This is a genomic window from Providencia sp. PROV200 (assembly GCF_049901995.1).
Classification (GTDB): domain Bacteria; phylum Pseudomonadota; class Gammaproteobacteria; order Enterobacterales; family Enterobacteriaceae; genus Providencia; species Providencia rettgeri_E.
Window position 1 is genome coordinate 4,170,402 of the sequence record NZ_CP096307.1, and the last position, 25,768, is coordinate 4,196,169.

At 39.8% G+C, this 25,768-nt stretch carries 26 protein-coding genes; 9 read left to right on the forward strand and 17 right to left on the reverse strand.

The window, feature by feature from the left end; all coding sequences use genetic code 11:
* Positions 1-13 precede the first annotated feature (13 nt).
* Both galE and trmL read left to right on the forward strand, forming a co-directional pair.
* Positions 14-1,039 (forward strand): UDP-glucose 4-epimerase GalE, encoded by a 1,026-nt coding sequence (galE, locus tag M1E86_RS19330; RefSeq protein WP_213913759.1) that lies wholly within the window; start codon positions 14-16, stop codon positions 1,037-1,039.
* Positions 1,040-1,198: 159 nt separating this feature from the next.
* Complete coding sequence (gene trmL, locus M1E86_RS19335; protein WP_125895018.1) at positions 1,199-1,702, forward strand: tRNA (uridine(34)/cytosine(34)/5-carboxymethylaminomethyluridine(34)-2'-O)-methyltransferase TrmL; 504 nt, start codon at positions 1,199-1,201, stop codon at positions 1,700-1,702.
* A gap of 319 nt (positions 1,703-2,021) precedes the next feature.
* Here the strand turns inward: trmL and cysE are convergent, their stop codons facing one another.
* The 4 genes from cysE to M1E86_RS19355 form a co-directional block, all read right to left on the reverse strand.
* Positions 2,022-2,843: a serine O-acetyltransferase gene (gene cysE, locus M1E86_RS19340; protein ID WP_096863622.1), complete on the reverse strand. Its 822-nt coding sequence runs from the start codon at positions 2,841-2,843 to the stop codon at positions 2,022-2,024.
* A 23-nt stretch (positions 2,844-2,866) separates the two neighbouring features.
* Positions 2,867-3,895: an NAD(P)H-dependent glycerol-3-phosphate dehydrogenase gene (gene gpsA / locus M1E86_RS19345; protein ID WP_004265161.1), complete on the reverse strand. Its 1,029-nt coding sequence runs from the start codon at positions 3,893-3,895 to the stop codon at positions 2,867-2,869.
* Complete coding sequence (gene secB / locus M1E86_RS19350; protein ID WP_004906947.1) at positions 3,895-4,371, reverse strand: protein-export chaperone SecB; 477 nt, start codon at positions 4,369-4,371, stop codon at positions 3,895-3,897. Before secB ends, gpsA begins: the two co-directional genes overlap by 1 nt.
* Positions 4,372-4,622: 251 nt before the next feature.
* Complete coding sequence (locus M1E86_RS19355; RefSeq protein ID WP_004265159.1) at positions 4,623-5,060, reverse strand: rhodanese-like domain-containing protein; 438 nt, start codon at positions 5,058-5,060, stop codon at positions 4,623-4,625.
* Between the two features lie 433 nt (positions 5,061-5,493).
* Here M1E86_RS19355 and envC point away from each other — a divergent pair, with 433 nt between their 5' ends.
* Both envC and M1E86_RS19365 read left to right on the forward strand, forming a co-directional pair.
* Positions 5,494-6,783: a murein hydrolase activator EnvC gene (envC, locus tag M1E86_RS19360; RefSeq protein WP_213913761.1), complete on the forward strand. Its 1,290-nt coding sequence runs from the start codon at positions 5,494-5,496 to the stop codon at positions 6,781-6,783.
* Positions 6,784-6,813: 30 nt separating this feature from the next.
* Positions 6,814-7,878 carry a divergent polysaccharide deacetylase family protein gene (locus M1E86_RS19365; RefSeq protein ID WP_213913762.1) on the forward strand — a complete coding sequence of 355 codons (1,065 nt, stop codon included), beginning with the start codon at positions 6,814-6,816 and terminating at the stop codon, positions 7,876-7,878.
* A 59-nt stretch (positions 7,879-7,937) separates the two neighbouring features.
* On the opposite strand, the gene tdh is transcribed toward M1E86_RS19365, so the two are convergent.
* Together tdh and M1E86_RS19375 are read right to left on the reverse strand one after the other, a co-directional pair.
* Positions 7,938-8,963: an L-threonine 3-dehydrogenase gene (gene tdh / locus M1E86_RS19370; protein WP_426099203.1), complete on the reverse strand. Its 1,026-nt coding sequence runs from the start codon at positions 8,961-8,963 to the stop codon at positions 7,938-7,940.
* Between the two features lie 10 nt (positions 8,964-8,973).
* The gene (locus M1E86_RS19375) at positions 8,974-10,170 is read right to left on the reverse strand and encodes a glycine C-acetyltransferase (protein ID WP_213913766.1); all 1,197 of its coding nucleotides are present in this window, start codon (positions 10,168-10,170) and stop codon (positions 8,974-8,976) included.
* A gap of 229 nt (positions 10,171-10,399) precedes the next feature.
* On the opposite strand from M1E86_RS19375, the gene rfaD reads away from it, so the two are divergent.
* The 3 genes from rfaD to rfaC are packed head-to-tail and all read left to right on the forward strand — an operon-like array spanning position 10,400 to position 13,373.
* Positions 10,400-11,338 (forward strand): ADP-glyceromanno-heptose 6-epimerase, encoded by a 939-nt coding sequence (gene rfaD / locus M1E86_RS19380; protein WP_213913767.1) that lies wholly within the window; start codon positions 10,400-10,402, stop codon positions 11,336-11,338.
* 23 nt (positions 11,339-11,361) lie between these two features.
* Complete coding sequence (rfaF, locus tag M1E86_RS19385; RefSeq protein WP_213913768.1) at positions 11,362-12,408, forward strand: ADP-heptose--LPS heptosyltransferase RfaF; 1,047 nt, start codon at positions 11,362-11,364, stop codon at positions 12,406-12,408.
* Complete coding sequence (gene rfaC / locus M1E86_RS19390) at positions 12,408-13,373, forward strand: lipopolysaccharide heptosyltransferase RfaC (protein WP_213913850.1); 966 nt, start codon at positions 12,408-12,410, stop codon at positions 13,371-13,373. The genes rfaF and rfaC overlap by 1 nt, the downstream gene beginning before the upstream one ends.
* A 35-nt stretch (positions 13,374-13,408) precedes the next feature.
* Here rfaC and M1E86_RS19395 read toward each other — a convergent pair whose 3' ends face one another.
* Entirely contained in the window at positions 13,409-14,872 is a 1,464-nt protein-coding gene (locus M1E86_RS19395; protein ID WP_213913769.1) for a glycosyltransferase family 39 protein, read from the reverse strand.
* A 199-nt stretch (positions 14,873-15,071) separates the two neighbouring features.
* Positions 15,072-16,352, reverse strand: coding sequence for a lipid IV(A) 3-deoxy-D-manno-octulosonic acid transferase (gene waaA / locus M1E86_RS19400; RefSeq protein WP_125895038.1), 1,281 nt, complete (start codon positions 16,350-16,352; stop codon positions 15,072-15,074).
* A 191-nt stretch (positions 16,353-16,543) separates the two neighbouring features.
* Between waaA and coaD the strand changes: the two genes are divergently transcribed.
* Entirely contained in the window at positions 16,544-17,029 is a 486-nt protein-coding gene (gene coaD, locus M1E86_RS19405; RefSeq protein ID WP_125895040.1) for a pantetheine-phosphate adenylyltransferase, read from the forward strand.
* Positions 17,030-17,039: 10 nt separating this feature from the next.
* Here coaD and mutM read toward each other — a convergent pair whose 3' ends face one another.
* Positions 17,040-17,849, reverse strand: a complete 810-nt coding sequence (mutM, locus tag M1E86_RS19410) for a bifunctional DNA-formamidopyrimidine glycosylase/DNA-(apurinic or apyrimidinic site) lyase (protein WP_319863686.1) — start codon at positions 17,847-17,849, stop codon at positions 17,040-17,042.
* Between the two features lie 114 nt (positions 17,850-17,963).
* Here mutM and M1E86_RS19415 point away from each other — a divergent pair, with 114 nt between their 5' ends.
* Positions 17,964-18,971 (forward strand): glycosyltransferase family 8 protein, encoded by a 1,008-nt coding sequence (locus tag M1E86_RS19415; RefSeq protein WP_426099204.1) that lies wholly within the window; start codon positions 17,964-17,966, stop codon positions 18,969-18,971.
* Between the two features lie 70 nt (positions 18,972-19,041).
* On the opposite strand, the gene M1E86_RS19420 is transcribed toward M1E86_RS19415, so the two are convergent.
* From M1E86_RS19420 to rpmB, 8 genes are all read right to left on the reverse strand, one after another.
* Complete coding sequence (locus M1E86_RS19420) at positions 19,042-19,977, reverse strand: glycosyltransferase family 8 protein (protein ID WP_213913777.1); 936 nt, start codon at positions 19,975-19,977, stop codon at positions 19,042-19,044.
* Between the two features lie 2 nt (positions 19,978-19,979).
* On the reverse strand, positions 19,980-20,777 hold the full coding sequence (gene rfaP / locus M1E86_RS19425; protein WP_213913778.1) for a lipopolysaccharide core heptose(I) kinase RfaP: 798 nt from the start codon (positions 20,775-20,777) through the stop codon (positions 19,980-19,982).
* Positions 20,764-21,885 (reverse strand): glycosyltransferase family 4 protein, encoded by a 1,122-nt coding sequence (locus tag M1E86_RS19430; RefSeq protein WP_213913779.1) that lies wholly within the window; start codon positions 21,883-21,885, stop codon positions 20,764-20,766. Before M1E86_RS19430 ends, rfaP begins: the two co-directional genes overlap by 14 nt.
* A gap of 3 nt (positions 21,886-21,888) precedes the next feature.
* The gene (locus tag M1E86_RS19435; RefSeq protein WP_213913780.1) at positions 21,889-22,851 is read right to left on the reverse strand and encodes a glycosyltransferase family 2 protein; all 963 of its coding nucleotides are present in this window, start codon (positions 22,849-22,851) and stop codon (positions 21,889-21,891) included.
* A gap of 1 nt (position 22,852) precedes the next feature.
* A complete protein-coding gene (locus M1E86_RS19440) occupies positions 22,853-24,064 on the reverse strand; it encodes an O-antigen ligase family protein (RefSeq protein ID WP_213913781.1) in 1,212 nt (403 codons plus the stop codon).
* Entirely contained in the window at positions 24,061-25,110 is a 1,050-nt protein-coding gene (rfaQ, locus tag M1E86_RS19445; protein WP_213913782.1) for a lipopolysaccharide core heptosyltransferase RfaQ, read from the reverse strand. Before rfaQ ends, M1E86_RS19440 begins: the two co-directional genes overlap by 4 nt.
* 198 nt (positions 25,111-25,308) lie before the next feature.
* Positions 25,309-25,476 carry a 50S ribosomal protein L33 gene (gene rpmG / locus M1E86_RS19450; protein WP_004265124.1) on the reverse strand — a complete coding sequence of 56 codons (168 nt, stop codon included), beginning with the start codon at positions 25,474-25,476 and terminating at the stop codon, positions 25,309-25,311.
* Between the two features lie 11 nt (positions 25,477-25,487).
* Positions 25,488-25,724 carry a 50S ribosomal protein L28 gene (gene rpmB / locus M1E86_RS19455; protein WP_004265123.1) on the reverse strand — a complete coding sequence of 79 codons (237 nt, stop codon included), beginning with the start codon at positions 25,722-25,724 and terminating at the stop codon, positions 25,488-25,490.
* Positions 25,725-25,768: the final 44 nt, after the last annotated feature.

The window sequence follows — 25,768 nt, forward strand, 5'->3', positions numbered from 1 at the left end:
CAGGAATATTGCGATGCATAATCAACAAGTTCTCGTCACAGGCGGCCTTGGCTACATTGGTAGCCACACCTGTGTGCAGATGATCCAGCAAGGGATGCAACCGGTTATTTTAGATAACTTGCATAATGCCAACCTTGAAGTGCTTAACCGTATTGAAGCTATCACAGGTGTTAAGCCAGTTTTTTACCAAGGTGATGTGCGTGATGGCCAAATTTTAGAATCTATTTTTGCTAATCATCAAATTCATTCCGTCATTCACTTTGCTGGGTTAAAAGCTGTTGGTGAGTCAGTACAGAAACCGATTGAATACTATGATGTTAATGTCAATGGCACATTGGTATTAGTAGAAAGCATGAAAAAAGCGGGTGTTAAGAGCCTGATTTTTAGTTCATCAGCGACCGTATATGGTGACCCTGAAGAGGTACCATTAACAGAAAACTCCAAAGTCGGTGGGACTACCAACCCATACGGAACCAGTAAGTATATGGTTGAACGTATCCTTTCAGATTTATATATTGCGGAAGATGACTGGTCACTGACCTTACTGCGTTACTTTAACCCTGTTGGTGCACACCCATCGGGCACTATGGGTGAAGACCCGCAAGGGATTCCAAATAACTTGGCACCGTTTGTTTCCCAAGTCGCTGTAGGCCGCCGCCCACAAGTCATGGTATTTGGCAATGATTACCCAACACCGGATGGTACTGGTGTGCGTGACTATATTCACGTAATGGATTTAGCAGATGGCCATATTGCCGCCCTGAATAAAGTTAGCCAGCAAGCGGGCTTACATGTCTACAATCTTGGAACAGGAACTGGCACAAGTGTGCTAGAAATTATTACTGCGTTTGAAAAAGCGTCAGGTAAACCAATTAAATATGAGATTGTAGCAAGGCGCCCCGGTGATATTGCGGAATGTTGGTCTAGCCCAGAGAAAGCATTGAAAGATTTAAACTGGAAAGCGCAGTATTCTATCCAAGATATGGTCAATGATAGCTGGCGTTGGCAGTCCATGAACCCTAATGGTTATAACAGCTAACCTCAACGAGTTATTTCACAAACGAGCCTGTATGGCTCGTTTTTTGTTTGCAGGGGGCAAATAAATTTTATGACACATATAAAAGTTCCACATGAAACCAAAGCCATTTGCGCGTAAACTCTTCCCATCATTTATTATCACAAATATCAGCTTAACGTTATGCCACACATTGTTTTATTCGAACCAGAAATACCGCCAAATACTGGCAATATCATTCGCCTTTGTGCCAATACTGGCTTTGATTTACATCTTATTCACCCTCTTGGGTTTACATGGGATGATAAACGCTTACGTCGCGCAGGGTTGGACTATAGCGAATTTGCCGATATCAAACACCATCATGATTATTTTGCTTTTTTAAAAAGTGAAGGGCTAAACCCTGATAATAACCAATCTGAAAGTGGAGCTCGCGTGTTTGCCTTAACCACCAAAGGTAAGCCAAGTCATAGTAATGTTAGCTATCAAGAAAATGATTATTTGATGTTTGGCCCTGAAACCCGAGGGCTACCGCCTTATGTGCTAGATAACATGCCAATAGAGCAAAAAATTCGTATTCCGATGTTGGCAGATAGCCGCAGTATGAATTTATCCAACTCTGTGGCAGTGGTGGTGTTTGAAGCATGGAGGCAGTTGGGGTATGCAGGGGCGTTATTGAAAGATTAATACCATATTCGAGCTGTATCGTATGGGCTCAGATTCTTTGGGTCCTATTACAGCTCGTTTTATGAAAATAGGCTTTTATTTTCTCATTAAATAAGAAGGAGGAGATTAGGTGAAAATTAGTCTTAAAAAGCAAATTAAAAATACGACTACTGAAACTGTAAATAGTGATAGTAAACTGACAGAAACCGCCTACTTATTATATTCTCCAGCCAATGCTGAACACCTAAAAAATCTATTGCTCAGTTTAAAGCAGGTAACATATTCAAAAGAAAGACCTTTGGAGAATAAGCATCATGAGTTTCAAAAACTATTAACTCTCTCAAATCCCATCCCCATCTTCAAAACCCCAAATAGTGCCATTAAAGTTTTGATCCATTTCTAAGGACGGTTTATCGCTGGTTGGTTTACCGACAATGCGTGCTGGAACCCCTGCTACTGTGGTATGCGGTGGAACGGGGTGAAGTACAACAGAGCCTGCGCCAATTTTTGCGCCGCGGCCAATTTCAATATTGCCTAGAATTTTTGCCCCTGCGCCAATCATCACCCCTTCTCTTACTTTAGGATGGCGGTCGCCACAGGTTTTCCCGGTACCGCCTAGTGTGACGGATTGTAAAATTGAGACGTCATTTTCGACAATTGCGGTTTCCCCAATCACAATACCAGTTGCGTGGTCAAGCATGATGCCACAACCAATACGGGCCGCTGGGTGGATGTCGACACCAAATGAAACGGAAATTTGATTTTGTAGGTAAACCGCCAGCGCTTGGCGGCCTTCTTTCCACAACCAATTACCAATGCGATAGGCTTGCAAGGCGTGGAAACCTTTTAAGTACAATAGTGGCGTGGAATATTTATCAACGGCAGGGTCACGTAAGCGAACGGCTGCTAAGTCCATTGCCGCAGAGAAAATCATACTTTCGTCATTGCGATAAGCGGCTTCCACAATTTCGCGCACTTCAAGAGCAGGCATAATCGGTGAGCTCAGTTTATTCGCTAGCATATAGCTGAGCGCACTGCCTAAATTGTCGTGCTTTAATAATGTCGCGTTAAAAAAACTGGCGAGGAGTGGTTCGCAGTCCGCAAGAGACTTCGCTTCATCTTTAATGAAACCCCAAATTCTATCCAGTTCTTCACGCGACATAATCACTCACCTATCTATTTTTATTAATCATGCAGCTTTGGCATATCGGCAATTTCATCTTTCGTCGCACGCCCTAATAGGGCTTGCGCTGCCTCTAACACATTTTTATGGCGATAGAGGATTTGATAAATTTGCTCAGTAATTGGCATTTCAACACCAGCCCGCTCAGCCAGTGCGCGGACTTCTTTGGTATTTCGATAGCCTTCAACCACTTGGCCAATCTCTTTTTCTGCATCTTCAACGCTAACGCCATCGCCTAGCATCATGCCAAAACGGCGGTTACGGGATTGGTTATCGGTACACGTTAACACAAGGTCACCTAAACCCGCCATCCCCATAAAAGTTGCAGGGTCTGCTCCTAAAGCTGCACCTAAACGGCTCATTTCCGCTAAACCACGGGTAATCAATGCGGTACGTGCGTTTGCACCAAACCCCATACCATCGGAGATCCCTGCGCCAATTGCGATGACATTTTTTACTGCTCCGCCCAGTTGCACCCCTACCATATCGGGGTTCTTATAGACACGGAAACTTTTGCCGCAATGGAATAATTTTTGTAAATCATCACCAAATTGGCTATCGCTTGCCGCCACGGAAATTGCTGTCGGTAAACCCGCAGCTAACTCTTTCGCAAATGTCGGACCAGACAACACAGCCAGCGGAATTTCATTGCCTAATACCTCACGTGCCACTTCTTGCAACAAACGACCTGTATCCCGTTCTAAGCCTTTAGTCGCCCAAATAATGCGGGAGTCTGCGCGTAAGTAAGGTTGGATCTGTTTTAGTACATCACCAAAAACATGGCTAGGTACGACAATCAAGATATTGGGGCTCGCCTCAACGGCGCGTTTTAAGTCCGTTTCGAGAGATAAACTATCAGGGAAAGAAACGCCAGGCAAAAACGCCTGATTGCTGCGATCTTGTTCTAATTGATGAATGTGTTTTGGGTCATGGCCCCATAGCACAACCTGATGTGCATTACGTGCAAGCGTAATGGCTAAAGCGGTGCCGTACGAGCCGGCACCGATCACTGTCATTGAAGCAGTATTCATTAAGCGTCCTGTTGAGCTTCTGAGTTCTGCGCTTGTTCACCTTGTTGCTGCTGTAAATAGTTCATGAACAGTGCATCAAAGTTAACTGGCGCTAAGTTCAATTGTGGGAATGTACCACGGCCCACTAAGCTTGTGATCGCTTCACGTGCATATGGGAACAGGATGTTCGGGCAGTATGCACCTAAGCAATGTGCCATTTGAGTACCTTCAATGCCTTCGATAGAGAAAACACCCGCCTGCTGCACTTCACACAAGAAAGCCGTTTCTTCACCTAAAGTTGCCGTAGTAGTGACACGTAAAACAACCTCATAAACACCTTCAGACAGCTGAGTTGAAGAAGTGTCTAAATCCAATTTGATTTCTGGCTGCCACTCGTGTTGAAAGATGTGTGGTGCGTTAGGTGCTTCAAATGAAACGTCTTTTGCATAAATGCGTTGAATTTGAAAGACCATTTCTGAGTTGTTTTGTTCTGACATAGTTTATGTACCTTTAACTTCCATATGAATTTTCCCTGTTATTCTTTGAGCTACAGGGGTGTTCGCTGCGTTGCGCTACCCAAGTCACATACTGATGTATGCTCCTTGGATATCTTCACTTGCCGCCTACCTGTAGCCCAAATAATTTAAGGGAAACCCTGTTATTCTGAGCTACTGGGGTGTTCGCTGCGTTGCGCTCCCCAAATTACTTGTTGCATATATAACTTGGGAAGCAACTCGATACCAGATAATTACTTCTTACCACGAGCTAAAGGAAGGTTTTCACCTGCCCAGCCAGAGATCCCTTCCTTCAGGACAAAGACTTTTTCAAAACCGTGTTGTGCCAGCTGTTCCGCCGGTTTACCTGATTCCATACCACTTGCAGAAACGATAATTACTGGTTTCTGTTTGTGTTTTTCTAATTCACCTAAATTATTCTCTTTAATTTCAGACGGTGTTAAGTTTATAGAATCAATAATGTGCCCTTTACGGAAATCGTCACGAGAACGTAAATCGACAACAACCGCCTCTTCCTTATTAATCAGTGTAATCGCTTGTGAACGAGCAATCACTTTCGTTTTAGAGAAAAGGCCTTTAAAGGTCATAACAACGACAGCGACTAATAGCGCTATCCAAACCAGACTCAATAACATGTTCCGGCTTACAAATTGCATGATTTCTTGGATCATGGGGGGCAATCACTCCCGTTAGTTAAAAACGAATATCAAAGGGTTCTGAGTATACCTTTGTGTTGAGCTAATTACAGCCAATTCCCGCAAACTCGCTTGTTTTTTTTGCGGTAAGGCCCGCAAAATTAACACAGTTCACTGAAAAATAACTTTTCTGTTTCGAAGCTGTACGCAAATATTTTAACATAAACGTGCGAAACAGGTCTAAGCTGTGCTTCAAATAGGCAATGAATAAGAAAAAAGTATTGAAAACTGGCTATACAAAATAAATCAGTGATAATAAAACTGTGTTATTTGACTTAATATAGTTCTAATTCAGGGCAAAAATCCGAATTTATAAATGTTTTCAATACTATTTGTTAGACAGTGCTGGAAACCATCACTTGCAGATGAAATAATCAGTTATTGCATTTAATTGAGGTGATTTATCACGATGGGCAATACACATCATCGAATGAAAATTTCATTTATTCGTCAGGCTATTAGCGCTATATTTGGGTTAGGGCTGCTTGTTCTCGCCCCAACACAAGCTGTGTTTGCCAACCAGATCACCGCAAATAAAGGCCAGTTACATGATTTACTCAAAAGTATCGCTGAGAAAGAGAAAAGTGTAAAAGAACAACAAGCCAAGCGCTCAGCACTGCTTGAGCAACTTAAACAACAAGAGCAAAGCATTTCCGCCGCAGGGCGCAGCCTGCATGAAACTCAAAATCAGCTAAAACAATTAGATAAAGAAATTATTTCCTTAAGTAGCAATATCAAGCAGCTACAAACCAAAAAACAACAACAAGAGAAATTATTAGCTGACCAACTAGACGCGGCTTTCCGGTTAGGTAAACACCAAGGGTTAACCCTAATGTTCAAAGGTGAAGAAGGCCAACGCGAAGAGCGTATTTTGGCCTATTACAGCTATTTAAATCAAGCACGTGAAAAAAACATTGTCGCTCTAGAGGAAACTACTCAAGAGCTGCAAGAACAAAAACAACTGGAACAAAAAAAACAAGCCGAACAAAAAACAACGCTGGCTCGCCAACAACAAGAAAAGCGTAAGTTGGATAACGCACGCGCTTCACGGCAAAAAACCTTGAATGCCCTTGAGAGTACATTAAAAGAAGACCAAAAAAATCTTGCAGTTCTAAAACAAAACGAAGCGAGATTACGCGATAAGATTGCCCGCGCTGAACGTGAAGCCAAAGCCCGAGCAGAGCGAGAAGCCAAAGAAGCGGCACGTATTCGCGTACAAGTGGCTGAAAAAGAACGGCAAGCCAAACAGAAAGGCTCAACCTATAAACCATCTGAAAGTGAACGCTCACTGATGTCACGTACAGGTGGTCTAGGACGCCCGGCAGGGCAAGCTATTTGGCCTGTTCGTGGCGCATTACTCCACAACTATGGTGATGTCATTTCCAGCGAACTGCGTTGGAAAGGCATGGTTATCGCCGCTAACGAAGGCACACAAGTCAAAGCCATCGCTGATGGACGCGTGCTATTGGCCGACTGGTTACAAGGCTATGGGCTCGTCGTTGTCGTCGAACATGGTAAGGGGGATATGAGCCTTTATGGCTATAACCAGAGCGCCTTAGTGAATGTCGGCCAAGAGGTTAGAGCGGGTCAACCTATCGCCTTAGTAGGTAGCAGTGGCGGCCAAGAACGCCCAGCACTCTATTTTGAAATTCGCAGACAAGGTAAAACCGTAAACCCTCGTCCATGGTTAGGGCGATAAATTTTAAATTCAATTAATTAGGATAACGTTATGCTGAAGCACTTACCCGTTCGACCACTCATTGTTTTGTCATTATTAATGATGTGTCTACCGGTGAGTGCGGCAAAATTGGCGATTGTAATTGATGATTTTGGTTATCGCGTTAAAGAAGATAACCAAATTTTAGCGTTATCCCCTGCGGTAACTATTGCAATTTTACCGAGCTCTCCCCATGGCCGTGAAGTCGCAGAAAAAGCCCATCAACAAGGGCGTGATATTCTTATCCACATGCCCATGAAACCATTGAGCAAGCAACCGTTAGAGAAAGACACATTGGCTCCATCAATGAGTGCAGAGGAAATTGACCGCATTATTAAAAATGCAATAAGCCGAGTTCCTCATGCAAAAGGCATGAATAACCACATGGGAAGTGAGATGACCTCTAACTTAGCAGGAATGCGTAATGTGATGCAGAGCCTGTCAAAGTCAAACTTATTTTTCCTTGATAGTGTGACTATTGGCAATACCCAAGCAGGTAATGCCGCCAAAGAATACGGTGTTCCCACGTTACGTCGCCATATTTTTATTGATAACCACCAATCGGAAGAAGAAACCCGCACTCAGTTGAATAAGGCTGTGACTTATGCACGCAAGCACGGTAATGCGGTTGCAATCGGTCATCCGCACCCATCTACCGTTCGTGCATTACAAAAATACCTTGCCCAACTCCCTGCTGATGTCGAGTTAGTGGGTGTTAGTGCTCTACTGAGCCCTGAACCTACAACGAAACAGCCAACATCATTAAGAATGTTATCTGAAGAAGCGAAAAAAACACCGATACAACCTCAAAACAAGCAAGCAGTACAAGATGAAATAAAAACACCACCAACCAAAGATGCTACTGTTGGGCAACCCGAAGCGGCTAGCCAACCAGAAAATGTGATTATTCCGCAAGAGCTCGGTCTCTGTGAGTTTACATTACCCTCTCCGAAGCTACAGGGGATTGATTTTATTATGTTTGTTGTCGAGGGGATTTATAACGATAAGGCTTTACAACCTTTGTTAGTGCAGGGCGATAAAGCCCAAAAACGTCCGCTTTTCAAACAACAGCAGTAAACCATTCTGCTCCCCTTCTTAGCGCAAAAGCCAAGAAGGGGAATGGATATGATAAAAATTTAATCCCAGTTTAAAATCACTTTACCCGCTTGGCCTGACCGCATGATATCAAAGCCTTTTTGGAACTCATCAATGGGGAATTGATGGGTAATTATCGGTGATAAATCCAAACCAGATTGAATGAGTGTCGCCATTTTATACCATGTTTCAAACATCTCACGGCCGTAAATTCCCTTAATAAACAGCCCCTTGAATATTACTTGGCTCCAATCTGTTGCCATCGAAGCAGGGGGGATTCCTAATAGGGCAATTCTGCCTCCGTGGTTCATGGTGTCTAACATGGTCTGGAAAGCGGCCGGTGCACCAGAAACTTCTAATGCCACGTCAAAACCTTCTTTCATTCCCAGTTCGTTCATCACATCTTTTAAATTTTCACGACTGACATTCACGGCACGGGAAACACCCATTTTTTTCGCCAATTCAAGCCGATAATCATTCACATCAGTGATAACAACATGGCGTGCACCTACATGTCGGCATACCGCAGCCGCCATGATGCCTATAGGGCCAGCCCCTGAAACCAGCACATCCTCCCCCACTAAATCAAAGGAAAGTGCCGTATGAACTGCGTTACCAAATGGGTCAAAAATCGCCGCTATTTCATCAGGAATGTTATCGGGAATTTTAAAAGCATTAAATGCGGGGATCACCAAATATTCAGCAAAACACCCTTCTCGGTTAACCCCTACTCCAATCGTATTGCGGCAAAGATGGGCACGGCCGCCGCGACAATTTCGACAATGGCCACAAGTAATATGCCCTTCCCCTGACACTCGGTCACCAATTTTAAAGCCTTTGACTTCCTGCCCAATCGCAACAATTTCCCCTATATATTCATGACCGACAACCATTGGGACAGGAATGGTTTTCTGCGACCATTCATCCCAGTTATAGATATGTACATCCGTACCACAAATCGCAGTTTTACGAATTTTAATCATCACATCATTGTGCCCAAGTTCCGGTTTCGGAACTTCTGTCATCCATATACCAGGTTCAGCTTTCAGTTTGGACAGTGCTTTCATAGAAGACCTTTTATTTGATTATATTTAGCTTTTTTCCAATGCGGGTGAATGCTTCAACAGCGTGTAGAATATCCTCCTCACTATGAGCTGCGGACATCTGAGTACGAATACGTGCCTGGCCTTGCGGCACAACAGGGTAGAAAAAGCCCGTGACATAGATACCTTCATCAAGTAGCTCTTTTGCAAAAATTTGGGCTAGTTTGGCATCACCTAACATGACAGGGATGATGGCATGGTCAGCACCTGCGAGGGTGAAACCTGCCGCTGTCATTTTTTCTCTAAATAACACAGCATTACGCCATAATTTTTCACGTAATGAATGGCCTTCTTTCATCATATCAATCACTTTGATAGATGCGGCAACAATCGCAGGCGCGAGTGAGTTCGAAAACAAATAAGGACGAGAACGCTGACGCAGCCATTCAACCACCTCTTTTTTCGCCGCCGTATAACCACCGGATGCACCGCCCAAGGCTTTACCCAATGTCCCCGTGATAATATCGATACGGCCCATCACATCGCAGTACTCATGGCTACCTCGACCATTTTCCCCAACAAAACCAACAGCATGTGAATCATCCACCATCACCAACGCTTGGTATTCGTCCGCGAGGTCACAAATGGATTTCAAATCCGCGATCACACCATCCATCGAGAACACACCATCTGTTGCGATTAAAATATGGCGAGCCCCTGCGGCTTTAGCTTCTTCTAAGCGCGCTTTTAATTCCACCATATTATTATTGCTGTAACGGTAGCGTTTTGCCTTGCTTAAGCGAACCCCATCAATAATTGATGCATGATTTAATGCATCTGAAATAATGGCATCTTCCGCGCCTAACAAGGTTTCAAACAGACCGCCATTTGCATCAAAACAGGACGAATAGAGAATGGCATCTTCCATGCCCAGAAAATCCGCCAGTTTGCGCTCTAAAACTTTGTGGTTATCTTGCGTTCCACAAATAAAGCGTACCGATGCCATACCAAAACCATGGCTATCCATTCCTTGTTTAGCGGCTTCGATGAGTGCAGGATGGTTAGCAAGACCAAGGTAATTATTTGCACAGAAGTTAATAACCCGCTGGCCACCTACAATTTCAATGTCAGCATCTTGTGAAGTCGTAATAATGCGTTCATTTTTAAATAACCCATCGGCTTCAATTTGTAGCAATTGTTCTTGAATCTGCTGATAAAATCTTTCTGACATGATTTTTTCCTGTATAGAGACTATTAATAGAGTTTAATAATAGTCTCTATGTGTGGCGATATTCACAGCATAAATAAGTCAAGTTTGTAGCCAAGATCACGATATTTCCCTTGTTCTCATTTAAGTGTCAGCTCAATTCTCTTCTATCAATGCTACCGTCTGCGCCAAGAGATGTTATTATAGTCACCAATAACGATCCTATTTTCTTAACCCATTTGAGGTATACCCAATGATCATAGTCACTGGTGGAGCTGGTTTTATTGGCAGCAATATTATTAAAGCCCTAAATGCAATCGGCCGCACAGATATCCTAGTGGTTGATAACCTGAAAGATGGCACTAAATTTGCCAACCTTGTTGACCTTGATATTGCGGATTACGCAGATAAAGAAGATTTCATTGTGAGTATTATCGCGGGTGATGATTTCGGTGAAGTTGACGCGGTATTCCACGAAGGAGCTTGTTCATCAACCACAGAGTGGGATGGCAAGTATATGATGGACAATAACTACCAGTTTTCTAAAGAGTTATTACATTACTGCTTAGAGCGCGAAATTCCCTTCTTATACGCATCTTCTGCAGCAACTTATGGCGGTCGTAGCGATAACTTTATTGAAGAACGCCAGTTCGAAAAACCATTAAATGTCTATGGTTATTCAAAATTCCAATTTGACCAATATGTACGTGAGATCCTGCCAGAAGCCAATTCACAAGTTTGTGGTTTCCGCTATTTCAATGTTTATGGGCCAAATGAAGACCATAAAGGCAGCATGGCGAGTGTCGCTTACCACTTAAATAAACAAATTAATGAAGGGCAAAACCCAAAACTGTTCGAAGGTAGCGATACTTTCCGCCGTGACTTTATTTATGTGGGCGATGTGGCTGCGGTCAATTTATGGTTCTGGGAAAACAATGTTTCAGGTATTTTTAACTGCGGTACAGGACGTGCGGAATCTTTCCAAGCTGTTGCTGATGCAGTCACTGAATTCCACAAAGACAAAAATGTGGCTATCGAATACATTGAATTCCCTGAGAAATTAAAAGGTCGCTACCAAAGCTTCACACAAGCTGACCTGACTAAATTACGTGCTGCTGGCTACACTGCGCCATTTAAAACAGTTGCTGAAGGTGTCACCGAATATATGCACCTGCTCAATAAAGACGCGTAACATTTATTTCTGAAAAATCATTTATGAAAATATTGGTGATCGGCCCTTCATGGGTAGGAGATATGATGATGTCACAAAGCCTTTATCGCACGATCAAGGCTTTACATCCCCATGCACAGATTGATGTGATGGCGCCACAATGGTGCCGTCCTTTACTCGCCAAAATGCCTGAAGTTAGCGAAGCTATTCCTATGCCTCTCGGGCATGGCGCACTGGAAATAGGTGAACGTCGTCGATTAGGTAAAAGTTTGCAGGTAAATGGCTATAACCAAGCTATTGTGTTACCAAATTCATTAAAATCTGCACTTGTGCCCTTCTTTGCAAAGATCCCCAAAAGAACGGGGTGGCGTGGCGAAATGCGCTATGGCCTACTCAATGATATTCGTCCATTGAATAAAAAAGCGTTTCCTTTAATGGTGCAACGATACGTTGCGCTTGCTTATGATAAGCAAGCTATTCAATCAGCTTCCGATATTCCGACACCCATTTTACCGCCTAAACTAGTTACGGTGCCGCAAGAAGTCACTGAAACCCTGCAAACCTTTGGGGTTGATGGTTCTCGCCCTATTATTGGTTTTTGCCCAGGGGCAGAGTTCGGCCCCGCCAAGCGCTGGCCTCACTACCACTACGCTTCTCTTGCTCAAACACTGATTAGCCAAAAAGGCTATCAGGTTCTGCTATTTGGTTCACAAAAAGACCACGAAGCCGGTGAAGCTATTCGTTTAGAGCTGACCGATGATGCTAAATTGCATTGCCATAATTTTTCAGGGAAAACATCGTTAGAACAAGCCGTTAATCTAATCGATGCCTGCCATGCCGTTGTCAGTAATGATTCGGGTTTGATGCATGTCGCAGCAGCACTCGGTAAACCGCTTGTCGCTTTATATGGCCCAAGTAGCCCTGATTTCACCCCACCATTATCAGATAAAGCAGAAGTGATCCGCTTAATTACCGGATATCACAAAGTGCGTAAAGGGGATGGTGAAAGTGGTTATCACCAAAGTTTGATTGATATCCAACCCCAATTAGTTATCGATGCATTAGCTCGGTTAAATATAGGTATTGAATGATGAGAGTATTATTAGTCAAAACATCTTCAATGGGGGATGTTTTACACTCATTACCTGCACTGACCGATGCACAACAAGCTATACCCGATATTCAATTCGATTGGGTCGTTGAGGAAGGCTTCGCGCAAATCCCAACATGGCACAGTGCCGTTAACCAAGTGATCCCTGTGGCCATTCGCCGCTGGCGAAAAAATTGGTTTTCTGCCCCGATCAGAGCCGAACGTGCAGAGTTTCGCAAGAAATTACAAGCAACACATTATGACGCGATTATTGATGCGCAAGGGTTATTAAAGAGCGCTTTTCTTGTCACCCGCTTAGCTCATGGCGATAAACATGGCTATGATCGCCATAGCATCCGCGAACCATTAGCCAGCTTCTTTTATGACCACCGTTACGCAATCAGCAAGCAACAACATGCCGTTGAACGTATTCGCCAATTATTTGCCAAAAGCCTTGGTTATACCTGCCCAACGCAGCAAGGGGATTACGCCATTGCTCGCCATTTTTTGCAGTCACAAGAAGAACCTCAAAACCCTTATGTCATTTTTCTGCATTCAACCACCCGCGATGATAAACACTGGCCTGAAGAAAATTGGCGAGAGCTCATTGGACTGATGGCTGAAAGTGGCATCAAAATCAAACTACCGTGGGGAGCACCTCATGAGCAACAACGTGCAGAACGATTAGCAAAAGGCTTTGATTTTGTTGAGGTTTTACCTAAACTTACCTTAGCGGAAGTCGCACAACAAATTGCTAATGCTAAAGCCGTCGTTTCTGTCGATACTGGACTTAGCCATTTAACCGCGGCACTTGATAAACCTAATTTTACCCTGTTTGGCCCCACTGACCCCGGCTTGATTGGGGGATATGGGCAAGGGCAGCATGAAATTAAGTCCGCAATAAATACGATGGAAAGTATCAGTGCTGATGATGTTTATCAACAGTTGACCTGCAAAATTCTATAATGTAAGGAAGCGGCTAATAGCCGGTCCCTTACATTTTACTTCTGCTCTGGCGCAATAAACCCAAAGCACATAGTTTCAGGTTCTGCATCTGGTTCAGAACGATAAATCACATCTTCTTTTTCTATCGTAAACTGTGGCCAGAACTTACGAACCTTAGCGAAGTTTTCATGGGCGCAATCATCATATTTCTTGCCCAGCAATAACGCCCCATGTTGGCGAATTTCAGCTTCTGTAATATCACGGTTGTACACATTTGGCGGCATATGTTTTTCCATTGACCATGGCTGGATCACATGTGGCCTGTCCTTACCATAAATAATAAACCATTGATATTGGTTATCTTCTCCGCCAACATATTTTACTGGCGTACCATAACGCTGATACCAACGTTGCTCACCGTCTGCTATCAAGGTTTTTACACCAATAAATTTTTGCCCTGCTCCACGGATATTCGCAGCCTGAACCGTGATATAACCAACCACCACTAAAACACCAAAAATGGCAAAACCAACCAATGACTTCTTAAACGGTTTTCTTGGCATCACGGTTATTGAGCCAACAAATAAAGGCGCACTAATAGCCATAAATGGCTGCAACCATTCAGTTATTCGACCACCATCGTGGAAAGAGAACCAGCCATAGATCACCACCAGTGGAAAAAGAAGAATAAAGTTAGCCAAGCGATTAGGTAATGCTTTCGGCCATCCTAACTTTCCACCACTGCAATAAACAATAATCGCAGCAATGACTAACGGATAAAACACGCTAAGTGCTGCTTGTGTGGTATGAAGATTAAACCCAGGGTCGATTTGTGAGTCCACCCATTTGAAAGCCGAAAAGTCCGTTGCCATCAACCAAAAGAAATTTGGTAATACCAAAGCAAACCACAAAGCGATCGCAAGGTAAAAAACAGGTTGACGATAGCTTTGGCGAACCTGTTTCACAAATAGGGTTAATAAGAAAACAGACCCAACTAATGCTAACGTTGAATATTTCCCCATCGTTGCAAGAGCTGAAAATAAAGCAAACGGCAACCACCATGCAGGATTATCATCAACAGCACGTAAAAAGAAATAAATAACCCAAGGCCATAATGTCACTAAAATATAATTATCATTATAAGGAATGATATCGAAATTAATAACACCTGATAAATTCAACATTAGCATTGCAAACCAAGCGAGGTCGCGGCGCCCAGTTAAACGAAAAGCCAACTTCCACACACCAAGTAAACCGAATGCGATACCCGCAAAGTGGCTAAAGTACCAATAAAAACTATAGGAGATATCAAGATAAATTGCCGGCCACATCATAACGCCAACAAACCATGGGTTTTTAGGTGATCCCCACTCCCCGTTCATCCCCCAATTTACCGCTTCTACTGTGTCATAAGGTACGGTTGGGTCGAAATAAAAACTCGCTAAGATCCAAGCTATGGCATAGCTTATGACCCATACATAAACATATTTATTTGAAATTGATTGATTAATGGCTGGCATATAGTCTTAAAAAGATAAGCAAAAGTTCCAACATTCCATTTGGATACTACCCTAATAGTAATAAACCAAATCGAATGACTCTATAATAAACGAGGCAGTGTACTATAGTTTAAATGCAATACTAGGATGCGCCAGAAAATATTCACAATCTATTGTTGTAATGTTCAAGTTAATATTCAAAAAAAGACATTACTTGGCATTATTGCTCTCGCGGAGGCAAATAGGGTTGCAATAGTTTTAATAATCTTTGAAGAGCACCTTGGTTCTCATGAAGAACCTCGGCGGCGTGACGACCATAATATAAACGGTAATCCTCATCAGAAAGTAAACTCGTTACGGCTTGGACCATCGATTCACTATCTGTCACCGTAATCAATCCATCTGCTTGAGTCAGTTTTCCACAAATATCTTTGAAATTAAATGTGTGCGGCCCCATTAATACAGGTAAAGCGTGGGCTGCCGCTTCGAGCGGGTTATGTCCTCCAGTTTCTACCAAGCTTCCCCCAACAAAGGCAATATCCGCAATTCCATATAACAACATCAATTCACCCATGGTATCACCGATCACCACTTGGATATCTGCGGAAGGAATCGCATTCGCACTGCGACGAATAAAGGTTAAGCCGGCTTTTTGGGTCAGTTCTTCTGCTTTAGCAAAGCGTTCTGGATGGCGAGGAACTAAAATTAAAAGCAAATCAGGAAAACGGGATAACAACTTTTGATGAGTTTCTAATACAATGGCTTCTTCACCCTCGTGAGTGCTGGTCGCTATCCAGACAGGACGATGTGCTGCCCATTGGCGACGCAACGTTATCGCCCTTACGGCTAATTCAGGCGTCACTGAGATGTCAAACTTCAAGCTCCCCGTGACACTCAATTGCATCCGCCGTAACCCTAATTGAACGAAGCGTTCACCATCTTCTTGATGTTGTGCTGCGACCATCGTGACATTACGTAGCATACGTTTCACAAAACTACCGAGCTTTTGATACCCAGCAGCAGAGCGCTCAGAAAGCCTTGCATTCGCAATAACCAATGGAATTTTACGTTTATGCAATTGATTAATCATGTTTGGCCATAACTCAGTTTCCATAATGATCACAAGTTTTGGGTCGACTTGTTTCAGGAAACGGCGCATTGAACCAGGGAGGTCATAAGGTAAATAGACGTGGTCGACATCATCACCAAATGCAGAAAGAACACGCTCTGAGCCAGTTGGCGTCATTGTTGTTACTGTAATTGGCAAAGACGGATAGTGATGGCGAAGTGCACGGACTAATGGAACCGCTGCGAGGGTTTCCCCAACAGAAACTGAATGTAATAAAATGCCTTGAGGTTTTACTTTTCCTGCACAAAAGCCATAACGTTCGCCCCAACGTTTACGATACGCAGGCGCTTTACGGCTGCGCAGCAATAGGCGAACCCATATAAATGGTTGGATAAGATAAAGAAGTACCTGATATAAACGCAGCAATAACATTCGATCTGATTCACTTACCAAAATTGGCGCTATCTTACCATAAAGCTCAGATAAAAGTGTGCAGAATATGCACCTAAAAATAGCAGTAAAATCTTATCTACTGTTGCAACCATGCTAGATAGCCGATAATGTTAGCGCTTATTCATGCTATTTTTTCGAATAGATAATGCAAATAACGAGATACTATCGCCATGAAACATAAGGCTATTTACCCTGGTACGTTTGACCCTGTGACATCAGGACATGTTGATATTGTTACCCGAGCAGCAGCAATGTTTGACCATGTTTTGCTGGCTATTGCGAATAGCCAACGAAAAAACCCGATGTTTTCCCTTGATGAGCGCGTTGCCCTTGCTAAAGAAGTCACTTCTCACCTGGATAATGTTGAAGTTGTTGGGTTTTCTGAATTGATGGCTAATTTTGCACAAAAAAATGGCGCTAATATTCTTATTCGTGGCGTTCGTTCTGTGGCTGATTTCGAATATGAGTGGCAATTAGCAAATATGAACCGCCATTTTGTTCCTGACTTGGAAACTGTATTTTTATTGCCATCGCAAAGTTTGTCCTTTGTTTCTTCTTCTTTAATCAAAGATGTTGCCCTTCACGATGGTGATATTTCGTCTTTTCTGCCGCCTATAGTTGCTGAGGCAATGCTAAAGAAACTCAATAAAAAATAGCAAAGGCTCGCTATTTTTGGCACTGCGGACAAAAGAAAGTGCTACGTTGCCCCTGTTTAATGCTTTCTATAGGCGTACCACACATTGAGCAGGGTTCACCTTTTTTTCCATAGACAAACAACTCTTGGGCAAAATACCCTGGCTTGCCATCCGACTGTAAGAAATCTTTTAGTGTCGTGCCGCCTTGCTCAATGGAGCGTTGTAACACCTTTTTGATCTGTTGCACGAGTTCTGTAATTTCAGCCAATGTTAATGTATTAGTGATTTTTTCAGGTGATATTTTCGTCGCAAATAATGCTTCATTGGCATAAATATTACCGACGCCAACAACCACTTTGTTGTCCATTAACCACGGCTTAACGGCCACTTTTTTCTTTTGCGCTAATTCATAAAGATATTGGGGATTAAAGGCATCTGATAATGGCTCAGGGCCTAAGTGTGCAAGTACCGAACTGTTTTCTAAATCATCACACCAGAGCCATGCGCCAAAACGACGAGGGTCTGTATAGCGTAGTACTTTACCATCTCGCATGACTAAATCTACATGGTCATGTTTTTCCTCAGGCAATTCTTCGGTCAAAATACGCACACTACCAGACATGCCCAGATGAACAATAACCCAACCTGTTTGCAATTCAATCAGCAAATACTTAGCGCGACGTTGCACACTCAGAACTATTTCATCTGATAAGCTTTTAATTTGTTCACTAATAGGCCAACGTAATCGACTGTTGCGTACAATGGCGTAAGAGATTGTATTTCCGACTAAATGTGGCTCTATCCCACGGCGACTGGTTTCAACTTCTGGTAGTTCTGGCATATATCTCTACTTACAATACTAATTCATGATAAACTATTTTTTAAGCCGTTAAAAAATACGGCAACCACTCATAATACTGATACATAGAGACTCTTTTATCAACTGGATATAGATATGTTTTCTGAACGCTCAAATATATTATCTAAAAAAATAAAGTATGATTATAGTCAACCAGAACAAGATAGTATGAATATTATCTATGGGGTAACACAAAATTTTCTACTCGGTGCATTTGTATCAATGCAATCTGTCATAAAATTCAACCCGAATATACAATTGCATTTTCATTTTTTTGTTGAGAAAATTTCCGATAACTATCTAAAAAAATTAGAAAAAACGGCTAAAACATATAATATTGCTATTGATGTTTATATTATTAATAACACAAAACTAACATTCTTACCTATTTCAGAGCGTTGGCCTTATGCTACATTCTATAGAGTTATAGGCTTTGATATTCTGGCAGCTGATTATAAAACAGCGCTATATTTAGATGCCGATGTGATTTGCAAAGGCAACTTGTCTGAAATTGCCTCGCTAAACTTACATGAGTACTACTTCGCTATTGTTTCTGATTTACCTACGTTGCAAGAAAGAGCTAAAAAATTAGATATTCTTAGAAAATCTAAATATTTTAACTCCGGTGTTATGCTTGCCAATTTAGATAGCTGGAAAAAAAATAATCTCATGGATAATTTTGTATCTGAAATTAGTAAAAATAAAGATAATTCTTTATTTCCAGATCAAGATATCCTTAACATGATATCTGATGGCCATAACCTTTATTTGGATAAAAATTATAATTTTCTTTACGGAATGGATGACGAACCTAAAATTAAAAACAGTGAATATTATAAAAAAAAACTTACCGATGATGTAAAGTTAATTCACTATGTTGGGGTGTCTAAACCATGGCATGAATGGGTTAATTATCAGTCTGCAAAGTTTTTTAGAAATGTATATAACGATTCAATATGGTCATCATTGCCTTTAGAAAAAGCACTTACCGCAAAACAGTGGAAAAAAAAGTCGTCTCATGAGCGTTGGCAGTCTAAGTATTTTTCAAGCTTAATTAGTCACTTAAATTACATTATTGTAAAATTAAAGAAAAAACTAAAATAATGATTATTAGCTATTTGCCTAATATCCTCTATTTACAGATATCCAAAGATATCTGTAAATAGAGTTGAAATTAACCTTTTAACTTATTTTTTAAATATACCAAATAAAATTTAATCGCTGTTCCATAACGTTTTTTGTGCCAAGCTTCACGGCAGTAAACTCTATTATCACTATTTTTCATTCTAGTTGAATAGCTTCTTAGTTCTGTATCTTTCCAGGGTGTTAAATGCTTATAAAATATAAACAAATTCTGAGATAACCCTTCATGTTCCTTAAACCATGGTTTCCTACCGCCTGTAAAATGCAGGATTTTAGGTATAGATGATTTTGAATAAAAGTATTTTTCTTTTTCATCTAAATCCATCCATGTGTATAAATAATTCCATGAATGATCTAGTTTTACAATATGGTTCTCTAAGACTTTATTTAGTGCATCTTGGTCATAATAAATTAATGAGTCACCTTTCTCACTAATTAGCTGATTGATTTTATTTTCAACGTCAAAATCTAGCCAGTTATTGACGTTGATATATAAGAATCCAGCATTAAAATAATAGTTACTTTTTAACCCCAACCTTTTAGTGTTTTTATTATCAATATCATTTGGTGTATCTGATGAAACAGCACAAATATGGTTAGTAATATCTACATGATTAATCTCACTCAGATCAGAAAAGCATAGTGTATCAATGTCCAAGTAAATAAAATTATTAACTTTACCATGTAGCATACGTGGCACAATTAGTCTCATATATGTAGACATATTAAGATGTTTTATACTAAAATTTTGATCATACTTTCGCATAACATCGTTATCGATATGATAAAAAATAATATTTGCCTTAATCTCCCTTAGCATATTAAGATTTTTTTGGCTCACATTGAAAAGAAATAAATGAAAGTATACATCATTATTAAGGTTATTAAGTGAAACAGATACAAGAGAGACAGCTAAATACTCAACGTAATTATCATCCGCACAGTAAGCAATATCAATTCGCCTCATTATTACAATCCTTTTCTTTCAGTTCTTTCTTTAATTATCAATGCATTACGTCTTGCTTTTTTAAGCAATTTATTATGTGACCGAAAAATAGACTTTAAATCAGTATTAAAATATTTTATCAAGAATCGATATATATCCCTAGATGTTAACCCTATATTCATAGAAGAAAAATATAGCCCAATTAGATCTTTATCTCTCCAACGCTTTGGTACTTGGCTTCTTATTTGAGCTCGATGTAAATCAATAATATACATTTTAATGTCTGTACTGATTTGATCAGTATTTTCATCCAATAAAAAGTGACATAAATAACAATCACGGTGATTCAATCCTGATGCATGCATTGCTGAAACAATTGATGCTAGTTTCAAAATAAGATTGAACTTTTCTTGAAATGTTGGGGGGTTAACTAACCATTTTTTGCAATAGTCTTCTAGACTAATCGTTGGATTCAAGTCTTTAGTAATTAAAAAAGATTCTCTAGTTAGCGGATTTATACCTCGTACACCAACAGCATAAGCATTCATTGTATCTATATTATTTTTCTCTAAGTGCTTTATTGCATCCCACTCTTGACGCGCATCTAATACAGGAAACCGAAAACTCAGAATATTTTTTAATATTTCAGAAATAGTAATACCATAGTGTTGTTTAATAAAGAAAGACTCATTTCCTACATAAAATTGTAGTGTCCTTCTATTTTTTACTTGGCGATAGACCTCCCCAGTAATCCTATTCACTTCATAGAAAGGATTCTTGCCTTCCCAGAGTTGGTCAAAGGGTGACTTACACTTTATCATTTACATATTCCTCAATAAAATCAACAACACGAGAGGGTAAACTATACAAATCATAGCTATTGGCAAATTTAATCGCATTATCTTTCATTTTTTCTAAATTCGAAGAATCAGTAAGAATTTCATTTAACTTTAGATTGAAATCAGATTGAGAAAAGGGTGAAGAAAGCACACTACCGCAGTGAGCTTTCATAATATAAGGAGCATATCCACACACATCACTCGCGATAAGAGGAACTCCAGCAACGATCGCTTCAATCAGAACAATTCCGGCAGCTTCTTGTCTTGCTGGATGTAATAATAAATCTGCAGCAGCAAGAAATACATTTATATCATCTCTAGGGCCTAAAAAGTGAACTTGTTCCTGAATATTAAGCTTTCCAGCTAACTCCTGAAATTTTTCTATTTTGTCTTGCCCAATGATGTAATAGACAATATTTTTTCTGACATTTTCAGGTAAGCTAGCAATAGCGATTAGGCTTCTATCCACCCCTTTGCGGAAATAATCTGAGCCAATTTGTACAATTATTTTTTGTTCCTGTGCTAATTGATGTTCTTTTTTGAATGTTTCTTTCAGTACTTTCGATTGTTCACTCCATTTACGATCCAATGAAATCCCTGGAGGTAATAGTTTAAAACGTTCTTCTTGAGTTTTATATATTTTTTTAAAATCAATCACTTGATTTTCTGTTAACATTAATAGCTTAGTACTACTTTTTGGTGAGAATACCGACGCCTCAAATTTAATATAATGTCTATACCTTGGTAATAATTTGGTTAATGCTCCTCGTTTTTTGCTTGCAAAACAGACATCTGCCGCATAATAAATATCAAGGTTGGGCATTTTATTAAAACCCAATACACAATCTACATTCCGAGATAATAAATCCTTTTGTACCCATTCTGAATACTTTTTATTCCGAGTATGATTAGTTAAACCTTTCTTAGGTACCCGCACAAGATCAATGCCTAAAGGTATAGGTCCTTCCCAAAACATTGTGTACACAATAACGCTATAGTTTCGTCTTAGACATTCCTCTACAACATGCAAGAAATCCCGCTGTAATCCACCATAAGGAAAGAACTTATAGAGACAGAATGCAATTTTCATAAACTACCTTACTTTTTTCTTGGGATTCATCCAGTATTTTATCTTCGACACATAAAAATCAATTTTTGCATATTTCAGTTTTCTTATATTAAAATCGGCAGAAAAATTATATTTTTCTGCTATAAATATAATTTTTCTAGCCATACTATAGAACTCAGCATTATAGGCATAGTAACCGTTAGATTTTCTAATGTATTTTCTAATCAGCATCATTACTTTAACTAAGTAAATAATAAATAGCTTTATTTCTTCAGGGTTAGCATGTGTATCAATGAAGTGTAATGCCTTGTTTAAGGCGAAATAAAGGTCATCAATGTCACTTATCTTCACATTTTGTGTAATAGATTTACTCGTTTGAATATAGTGATATAATACACACGGTATATGTTTGATACTTTTCGCATTAATAAAAATGTAAGGAAGTAAAATAACATCTTCATAACGACGAGAAACTTCAAATCTTTTATCTTTGAACAGTTTTCTTTGATAAACTCGACTAACGAGATGCCAGTATGATGCAGTAAAAACACCTTCAAGTTTAGAGCCGTCTTGGCTAGACTCCATTACTTTGTTTTGATAGGTAAAATTGAAACTAATAATATCATACTCAAAGCTAGATAAAATAGGTAGCAATACTTCAAAATAATTTGAAGTTACCATATCATCACTATCAATAAAACCAATATAGTGACCTGTTGCATGTTCAAGTCCTGTGTTTCTCGCAGCGGATACACCTAAATTTTTTTGATGAGTAATAACTTTGACTTGCCTAATTTTTCCACTCTTTGCTACCACTTCATTGATATAAGCCAATGTACAATCAGTAGAGCCATCATTCACAATGATAAACTCTACATTACTAGGCGTCTGTTTTAATAACTTATCTAATAACATCATTATGCTATTTTCACGGTTATAAACAGGAATAATTATACTAAAAATATAATCTTTATTATCATGAACCATATTATTTATTGCCTATATTCTGTTTATATGAGCAAAGGCTAATAATGATAAAACAAGTCCCCCACATAACAATCATATTTCGCCCATAGAAAACCATATCACTCGTTCCATATGCTACAGTGGCTAATGCAAACATAAATTCATAGATATTTTTATTTCTATAAGCACGATATAAAAGTAAGCCAATTAGCAATAAATAAGTAACCGCTCCGAAAATACCTCTTATAGAATAAGCATCAATAAGATCATTATGCAGGTTCACATTGGCAAACATCAGAGATGACTGTAAGATAGGTTTATTTTGAGCTAACTCTTGCATCCCTTGTAATCTTGATTCTAAAGACTGTCCCAATAAGTGATTGTTTCCTGTTTTTATACCAATTTCACTCATTGAAAATCTAGCCCCAAGGGAAGAATTACTATCATTGTGGGAATATTTCGTCAAATCATTTAGTGCATCATTTACACGTACAGTAAGTATATTTTTACTAAAAATAGCAATAGAGATTAGGGAAAGTAAAAAAAATAATAGTATTATTTTCTTATTATTAACTTTCTTAAACTCAAATGAGAAAAAGATAAATAACAAAACAGGCATGACTAATATTGCAGCTCTAGTCCCCGTCAACAAGACACAATAAAACAAGCTGAAAAAAATAAGTAGCCTAATGAAAATATTTAATTTGGGTAATGCTAGGGCCGCTATAGATAAAAATGTCAGTATGTACGCAGTACCTGTTGCAGGCATATTTATACTTAATCTTCCTGATATCAGTAAGTTATTAGGGTAAGTAAATACGGCTAAACCACATAGTACTAATACTACTAAATATATCAAAACCGGGACTTTTTTAATTTTAAGGCTAAATGAGTTCAATGCTAAAACAATGATAGAAATTGCTAGTGTAATTTTACCTGCATCTTTATATGACCGGTATGTTGATAAAAATTCACTTGAATTTCCTTGTTGTGTATATGCCCATATCAGCATCACTCCACCAAACATAAAAAATGCAAGTGCAAGAAAATTGATTTCAATTTTTTTTCGATTTTTTAAAAGGCTATATAAGCTACATATCGCAATAATATAAAGTATTTTCTCAACAAACTTAGGGTTAAAAACATACATAGGGATACAAAAAAGTAGCAGTACGAACAATATGTCTGCAACTTTAATATGCTGTAGTCTATTTCCAATCATTAAAATACTCATATAGAAATACTCATCGGCAACATTTTCTCTGTGGCTTTAATTACATCAGAAGCTGGAATAATGGATAAATACTTTTTATCGCGATCTAGCTCTTCTCTCGGTGGCATAGCTTCATAATCACCCGCCCAAAATTGAACTACATTATCGCTCCAAGGCCGCCAAAAAATATGATTTGTCGCACCGAAAAGGCATACTATTGGCGTTTTAACTGCAGCAGCAATGTGCATTGGTGCAGAATCAACACCAATAAATAAAGCGGCATGAGCAATCAATGCACCTAGCTCAGGAAATGAAGTTTTCCCTGCAAGTTCAGTAACAGGCTTTGTTTGGCAGCCATTTGCAATCTCATTGATACATTCCAAATCTTCTTTACTCGGCCCCGAAGTTAAAACCACTTGATAACCACGAGACTGCAATGCATCTATTACCGCTGAGAATTTTTCATTATCCCAACATTTAAAGATTTGACGGGCAGTCGGCTGGATCACAACATAACTACTGTGTACTCCAAGTTCGAACAAGCTCTTATTGATAGTGTCCCAATCTTGCTCTCTATATGCCATTTTAGTTTCATAGCATAATGTTTTTAAGTTCAATGGTTTTAGAATCGATAGATTGTTAGTGACGACATTATCGCCTTCTACATCAACTAGATGGGTAAAACTATTATGCCAATATTTGGAGTCTCTATGGGCAATCCGCTCGCTTATCTTCATTTTAGCCGGAATGCATCTTACCAAAGCTGCCACCATCCATTGGTCTGCTAGATTAACAACTAAATCATATTTATTTTGACGCAGCTTTAGCAGTAACTTAATAAAATTACAGGCTTTACTCAGCCCACTATTTTTTTTCCCTGACATACCGTACAACGTGTTAATTTCAGCATTTTCAGAGAGAATGGGGATTGTATCCTGATAAAGCAAAACATCAATTTCAGCATCAGGATATTGGTGTTTCAATGAGCTGATAACTGGTGTTGTCAGCAACATGTCCCCATGAAACCTCATCTTGATCACAAGAATTTTTTTAAACTGTTTTTTCACCAGGCACTCTTAATCAAGTCTATATGTAAAAGACAATAGTCATTCGACAACAAATATCATTATTAATTCAATGAATACTTACTATGTTACTACTTTCATAATAATGGTCATAGCGTCGAATGCACATATCAGTGACAACCCAAATTTTGAGTAAAAAAAAACCCAGCCGAAGCTGAGTTTTTAACGCAGAAAGCAAAATTATTTGATTTTTGCTTCTTTGTAGATCACATGCTTACGAACAACTGGATCGAATTTTTTCAGTTCCAGTTTTTCTGGCATTGTGCGCTTGTTCTTCGTAGTGGTATAGAAATGACCTGTACCTTCAGAAGAGACTAGCTTGATTTTCTCGCGAATACCTTTAGCCATTTTTTAGCTCCTTAGTACTTCTCACCACGGGTACGCAGTTCAGCAAGAACAGCATCAATACCCTTTTTATCGATAACACGCATACCTTTAGCAGATACACGCAGTGTTACGAAACGTTTCTCAGACTCAACCCAGAAACGGTGAGAGTGCAGGTTTGGCAAAAAACGACGTTTGGTCGCGTTTAATGCGTGTGAACGGTTGTTACCGCTCATTGGACGCTTGCCAGTAACTTGGCAGACTCGTGACATGTCTATTCTCCAAAAATCTAATCAGCTCGAGCTTTTTTGTTCTG